Source organism: Rhodococcus sp. no. 34, from assembly GCF_054589475.1.
In genome coordinates this window covers 384020-390114 of sequence record NZ_BAAILK010000046.1, presented here as the reverse complement: position 1 = coordinate 390114, position 6095 = coordinate 384020, and the positions used below count along the sequence as shown (strand labels likewise).

General features: G+C 61.6%; 6 protein-coding genes. 3 read left to right on the top strand and 3 right to left on the bottom strand.

Annotation, left to right across the window (positions count from 1 at the left end):
• From ACYP01_RS22900 to ACYP01_RS22890, 3 genes are all read right to left on the bottom strand, one after another.
• On the bottom strand, positions 1-208 hold a 208-nt coding region (locus tag ACYP01_RS22900; RefSeq protein ID WP_459682600.1), incomplete at its 3' end, for an ATP-binding cassette domain-containing protein.
• A gap of 81 nt (positions 209-289) precedes the next feature.
• The gene (locus ACYP01_RS22895) at positions 290-1345 is read right to left on the bottom strand and encodes a BUD32 family EKC/KEOPS complex subunit (RefSeq protein WP_459682597.1); all 1056 of its coding nucleotides are present in this window, start codon (positions 1343-1345) and stop codon (positions 290-292) included.
• A complete protein-coding gene (locus ACYP01_RS22890) occupies positions 1342-1845 on the bottom strand; it encodes a nuclear transport factor 2-like protein (RefSeq protein ID WP_233272422.1) in 504 nt (167 codons plus the stop codon). The genes ACYP01_RS22895 and ACYP01_RS22890 overlap by 4 nt, the downstream gene beginning before the upstream one ends.
• Positions 1846-2003: 158 nt before the next feature.
• Between ACYP01_RS22890 and ACYP01_RS22885 the strand changes: the two genes are divergently transcribed.
• From ACYP01_RS22885 to ACYP01_RS22875, 3 genes are read left to right on the top strand one after another with little or no spacing between them, the layout of a single operon-like run.
• Positions 2004-2624 carry a TetR/AcrR family transcriptional regulator gene (locus ACYP01_RS22885; RefSeq protein ID WP_039972893.1) on the top strand — a complete coding sequence of 207 codons (621 nt, stop codon included), beginning with the start codon at positions 2004-2006 and terminating at the stop codon, positions 2622-2624.
• Positions 2624-4387: a 3-oxosteroid 1-dehydrogenase gene (gene kstD / locus ACYP01_RS22880; RefSeq protein ID WP_162113560.1), complete on the top strand. Its 1764-nt coding sequence runs from the start codon at positions 2624-2626 to the stop codon at positions 4385-4387. Before ACYP01_RS22885 ends, kstD begins: the two co-directional genes overlap by 1 nt.
• 15 nt (positions 4388-4402) lie before the next feature.
• Positions 4403-6085 carry an ATP-binding cassette domain-containing protein gene (locus ACYP01_RS22875; RefSeq protein WP_204855794.1) on the top strand — a complete coding sequence of 561 codons (1683 nt, stop codon included), beginning with the start codon at positions 4403-4405 and terminating at the stop codon, positions 6083-6085.
• The last annotated feature ends 10 nt before the right edge of the window (positions 6086-6095 follow it).

Below are 6095 nucleotides of genomic sequence, written 5' to 3'. Positions count from 1 at the left end.
TCTTGAGCTCCCGGTACGGCTTGCCCTCGATCAACGCCGCACCCGACGTCGGCTGATCCAAACCCAGGATCATCCGCATCGTCGTCGACTTACCGGCACCGTTCGGGCCCAGGAAGCCCGTCACGATGCCCGGCTTGACCGTGAACGACAAATCGTCCACCGCTTTCGTCGGTCCGTAAACCTTGGTCAATCCCCTCAGTTCAATCATGAGGAGAACTGTGCCCTACCGGCACTGACCAGCACATCGGTCCCGAGGATGACATGAACCCTGAGATGTGATTACGGCAGTTCAGGGAAAACCCTGTGCTCGACCGGAAGTCGGAACTGGCGCGGCATGCGGGTAGGGCGCATCGAAGTCGCCGTCGAACAATCGCCAGTAGAAGTCGTTCATCCTCGCAGCGGCGGGCGCGTGCCGTGTCACGATCGCGGCCACCTCTGGTGTCACATCACCTGGAATATGACCTGTGGCGCATCGTCGTACGTACTGGTTGCGGGCGACTGGTCCGCCGCTCGTCGGCCTCGGTACCCCGCAGACCTCGGTCACCAGCCAGTTGACCAGAAGCATGGCGGCGTAGTCGGCGTCATGAGTGGCGTGGCGCCGGACGAAGTCGTGCTCGGCAGTCGACAGGTCGAAGTGTGGGGATGTGGCCAGTCCGAAGTCGGTGAGATAGATCCGCTCCATGTCGGTGCGCATGTTGCCGAAATGTCCGTCCATGTGCAGCAACTGTCGATCGCGCAAGAACGCCACGATCTCCGAAAACTGTCGCTCGACTTCGGCAGCTTTGGCGGACGGGTTGTCTTCCAGCCAATTCGAGATCGGGTGTTCGATGTACTCGCAGAACAGTACGAGGCTGCACGGCGCAGCGGCAAGCGCTTCGAGACGGGTCCGCACTTCACGGCTGGCGCCGGCGGTGTGAACGGAATCGATGTCGGCGTGTTCGGCCGCAACGGGCGAACGTCCGGGAAGTATCCGCCAGTGGTAAAGCATTGGGAACGACTGTGTTTCGCCGGCCAGAACGGCATCGGTGACCACGAGGTTCGCGGCCAGTTCTCGCCAGGCGTTGAAGCTTGGGCCACCAATGCCGTACTGGCAGAACGTCGGCAGATCGAAATGGTTGGAAGTAGAGCCCACCTCGGCGATTTCCCGCACGCTCAGTGGGATGCGTTTGGTGAATACCGGAACGCCGTTGAGCCTGTTGTCATAGACCCTGATCACTCCTGCGGCGCCACCTACGCCGACACTCGAGATTCGAACGGTGTCGACCAGTCGGGCCAGTTCGACATCGTTCTGGGAAGACAGGAACGCCGACAGCTTTCGGTGGCGGTCAATCCTGACGTCTGTCATTCCACGACTGTGCCACAGGCTCGTCCGGCTTCGATTTCGCGGAGCCGCCTGTCGAAGTCACCGATTCTGGCGGTGTCCTCGTAGTAGTCCTCTTGCTCGATGATCTTTCCCCACTTGGTCCGAACGAGAAGCACTGTTCGATTTCGATAGATGACGGCGCCGTCGGGGCCAAGGGCTCGGTCGTCGAAACGGGCGAGCAGGGTCATGCGCCAGAGCGGACCACCGAAATACGCTTCGGTGACCGCGCCTTGAAGCCCCGCATCGACAAATTCTTGGAGAAACGTCTCGATTCGGTCCCGTCCGGCATGCACTCCTGACCACCGGTGATCACCATCCGCGAATCTCAGCACCGCGTCGCGGTGATAGGAATTCAACAGCGGCTGATAGTTGCCGGAATTGAGTGCACGTACGTCGCGTCGGAACTTGAAGATCAGCGCTTGGCGCAGTAGCGATCGCGAGACGATCGCCGTTCCGAAGCCCGCCGCGAACCATCGTTTCATCTTCGAAGCTTGTCGTGGCATCGAATGCCCTGTCAACGAAATGCCCGGGTCTGCTGATATCTGACAGAGAATTGGATATTGACAGTGACTGTCATAATAGGTGAGACTCGCATTATCGAGAACGGCCGGATCTCGGCCGAGGCGGGAGGACGTTGCTGATGTCACTACGGGAGAGACAGCGGTTGCAGGTGCGAGCAGACATTCAACGTGCGGCATTCGATCTGTTCGCGCGTGACGGTTTCGAGGACGTGACCACCGAGCAGATTGCGGCGGCAGCGGGGGTGTCGGCGAGTACGTACTTTCGGCACGTTCGTAACAAGGAGGATCTGCTGTTGGATCCGGTCAGGCAGGGCGGTGCCGGAATCGTGACGTTGCTCGAGGATCGCCCACCGACCGAGTCGGCTGATCTTGCGATATCACGGGCAATCCTCGAGCGTTCCAATGCTTTCGAGTCCGCGGAGATCGATCAGTGGCGATCGGCGTTCCGTACCGCGCCGCACCTGATGGATCGTGTCGCTCTGATCGCGCCCGAGCATCGTGATCGGTTGGTCGAGTTGGTGGCGCAACGTATGCAACTCGATCCGGAAAACGACAGCCGCCCAGGACTTCTCGTTCATTTGATGTTGGCGGCGGCGGAGTTCGGTTATCGGCAATGGATACGTAACCCTCACAAGCGCGGGGCATCACTTCCCGTGTGCGTCGAGGGGGCGCTCGACGCTGTTCGAGGATCCCGGTGGCACACGCAGGACGAAGATGACACGAAAGGTCGTGACCAGTGATGGACGAGAACCCTCAGGGCGCCGTGCCGCCCGTAGTAGATGTGCCCGTAGTGGATGTCGTTGTTGTCGGATCGGGGGCTGCCGGCATGTCTGCAGCTATCACCGCAGCCCGCAACGGACTCTCGACGATACTCGTGGAGAAGTCCGAATACTGGGGCGGTTCGTCGTCCCGGTCCGGGGGCGGCGTGTGGATTCCGGGAAACTCGATACTTCGCCGCGAGGCACCGACAGATGATATCGACTCTGCGCGAACATATCTGAAGAGCATTGTCGGAGAGGATGCAGACGCCGACCGAATCGACACGTATATCGATCGGGGTCCGGAAGCCCTCGATTTCCTGATTCGTCACTCTGCGTTGGAGCTCGAATGGGTGAAGGGGTACTCCGACTACTTTCCCGAGGCACCTGGCGGACGTGCAAGCGGCCGCTCGTGCGAGCCGCGCCCGTTCGACGCGCGAGCTCTGGGCGACGATCTTGCGACACTTCATCCGCCGTACATGAAGGTTCCGCTCAACATGGTTGTCCAACAATCTGATTACCGTTGGCTGAGCACGGGGATCCGGCATTGGCGGGGTCCGGTGCGGATGCTTCGGGTAGGAATGAGATCCCTGGCCGCAAGAGCTCGGAGGAAGAAGCTGATCGGGCTCGGGCCGGCGCTCATGGCCGAACTGATGCTCGGAGTTCGGGACGCCGGAGTGACGGTGGAGCTCGGGACGAGGCTTGTGGATTTGGTGACCGACAGTGATCGTGTCGTGGGTGTGCGACTCGAGTCCGGGGGAGTGCAGACCACCATGCACGCTCGATGCGGTGTCATCCTCGCGTGTGGCGGGTTCGACAACAACGACGACATGCGAGGCGAGTACCAGCGACGGCCGAGTAGCGCGCAGTGGACTCTCGGGGCACCGACCAATACCGGGGATGGCATCCGTGCAGCTCTACGCGTCGACGCCGCAATTTCGTACATGGACGACGCGTGGTGGGCCCCGTCGATTCCACTGCCCAAAGGCCCGTGGTTCGCCTTGGCGGAACGCTCGTTGCCTCGCAGCCTCATGGTCAACGCCAGCGGTCAGCGCTTCATGAACGAGTCACTTCCCTATGTCGAAGCGGCACACGCCATGTTCGGCGGAAAGTACGGCCGAGGTGAAGGACCCGCTGAGAACATCCCGGCTTGGCTGATCTTCGATCAGACGTACCGTGACCGTTACCTGTTCGCGGGGGTTCCGGCGCGCAGGCCGATACCTCGGTCGTGGATCGAATCGGGTGCGATCGTGCGAGCTGGATCGATTGCCGAACTCGCTGCCGAGATCGGAGTGCCGGGCGATGCGCTGTCCGCGACCATCACACGATTCAACAGTCACGCGCGCGACGGAGTCGATCGCGACTTCGGCCGTGGGACAAGCAGATACGACCACTACTACGGCGACTGCACCAACAAGCCCAACCCCAGCCTCGGAGAACTCACGAAGGGTCCGTTCTATGCCGCGAAGATGGTGCCTGGAGACCTGGGGACCAAAGGCGGCATCAACACGGACGCTCGCGCGCGAGCGTTGCGCGCCGACGGTTCGGTCATCGACGGGCTCTACGCAGCAGGTAACACCAGCTCACCGGTGATGGGTCATACCTATGCCGGTCCAGGTGCAACTATCGGTCCCGCAATGGTTTTCGGATATCTGGCGGCGCTCGATGCGGTCGGACGATCCCACGACGGTAGTGAGCTCGAGACCGAAGGCAGGAATAATGGTTTGGCAGATCGCCGTGGGTAGGGTTCTCTTGACAGCGTGACCCACCTCAACATCGCCGACGTCGACTACTTTCTCCCTGATGGTCGGCAACTGCTCAGCGGTGTCAGCTTTCGGGTCGGCAACGGTGCAAAAACTGCACTGATAGGCCCCAACGGGACTGGTAAGACGACGTTGCTCCGCATTGTCGCCGGAGACGTCGTCGCCGACGAGGGCGCTGTCACTCGATCCGGAACACTGGGCGTGATGCGGCAATTCGTCGGCCAGGTTCGCGACGAGTCCACCGTGCGCGATCTTCTGTTGTCCGTCTCGCCGGCACGGATCCGGGACGCAGCACTGGCGCTCGATACGGCAGAAAACGCGATGATCGAGCGCGACGAGGAATCAACTCAAATGAAGTATTCGCATGCGCTGGCCGATTGGGCCGACGTGGGCGGCTACGAGACCGAAGACTTCTGGGACAAGGTCACTACCGCGGCTCTCGGTGTTCCCTATGACCGTGCGAAGTGGCGCGCGGCCAACTCCCTCAGTGGTGGCGAGCAGAAACGGTTGGTTCTCGAAGCACTGTTCGCTGGGCCCGACGACGCACTCCTACTGGACGAGCCGGACAACTACCTCGATGTTCCGGGCAAGCGATGGCTGGAAAAGACGATCTCGGAATCGTCGAAAGTGGTTTTGTTCGTCAGCCACGACCGCGAACTGATCGCCAACGCGGCCACCCACATCGTGACGCTCGAGCCCGGAATCAGCGGCGCAACGTCGTGGACCCACGGTGCTGGGCTGGCCAGCTACCACCAAGCCCGCGAGGATCGCAACGCTCGATTCGAAGAACTGCGCCGACGCTGGGACGAGGAGCACGCGAAATTACGTGCCCTGGTTCTGCGATTGCGTGAAAAGGCCAAGTTCAACGACGGCGTCGCTGCGCGGTATCACGCCTCGCAAACCAGGTTGGCGAAGTTCGAGGAGGCAGGGCCACCCGAAGCGATTCCACTTCAGCAGAAGGTGACGGTTCGGCTGGCGGGCGGGCGAACCGCCAAGCGCGCGTTGGTATGCCAAGATCTCGAGCTGACCGGATTGATGAAGCCTTTCGACACCGAGATCTGGTACGGAGATCGGGTTGCCGTGCTGGGCTCCAATGGATCCGGAAAGTCGCATTTCCTTCGGCTCTTGGCGGGTGGAGGGACCGATCCGGGGACCGAGCATCTGCCCGTCGAGGCGCTCGACATCGCGCCGGTCGAGCACGGGGGTACTGCAACGCTGGGTGCCCGGGTACGTCCCGGATTGTTTGCGCAGACACACTCCAGGCCCGATCTGACCGGAAACACGCTGCTCGAGATCCTGCACATGGGCGACGAACACCGCAACGGAATGGGACGCGAAGCGGCGAGCCGCGCGCTGGACCGTTACGGATTGTCCCAAGCTGCGGAACAGAAGTACGACGACCTGTCCGGCGGTCAGCAGGCACGATTGCAGATCCTGCTCCTCGAGCTCTCCGGCGCCACGATGTTGTTGCTCGACGAACCGACCGACAACCTCGACCTTCATTCGGCTGACGCGCTCGAGCAGGGCATTGCTCAGTTTGCCGGCACGGTCATCTCGGTCACGCACGATCGCTGGTTCGCGCGCGCGTTCGACAGGTTCCTCGTCTTCGGATCGGACGGGAACGTGTACGAGAGCGAGTCGCCGGTGTGGGACGAGGCCAGGGTCGAACGAGCGCGCTGAGATCGAGCAG

What these genes read in the sequence shown, in the direction of transcription:
- ACYP01_RS22895 (WP_459682597.1), bottom strand. Translation starts at nt 1,345, where the DNA reads ATGACAGACGTCAGGATTGACCGCCACCGAAAGCTGTCGGCGTTCCTG.
- ACYP01_RS22890 (WP_233272422.1), bottom strand. Translation starts at nt 1,845, where the DNA reads ATGAAACGATGGTTCGCGGCGGGCTTCGGAACGGCGATCGTCTCGCGA.
- ACYP01_RS22885 (WP_039972893.1), top strand. Translation starts at nt 2,004, where the DNA reads ATGTCACTACGGGAGAGACAGCGGTTGCAGGTGCGAGCAGACATTCAA.
- kstD (WP_162113560.1), top strand. Translation starts at nt 2,624, where the DNA reads ATGGACGAGAACCCTCAGGGCGCCGTGCCGCCCGTAGTAGATGTGCCC.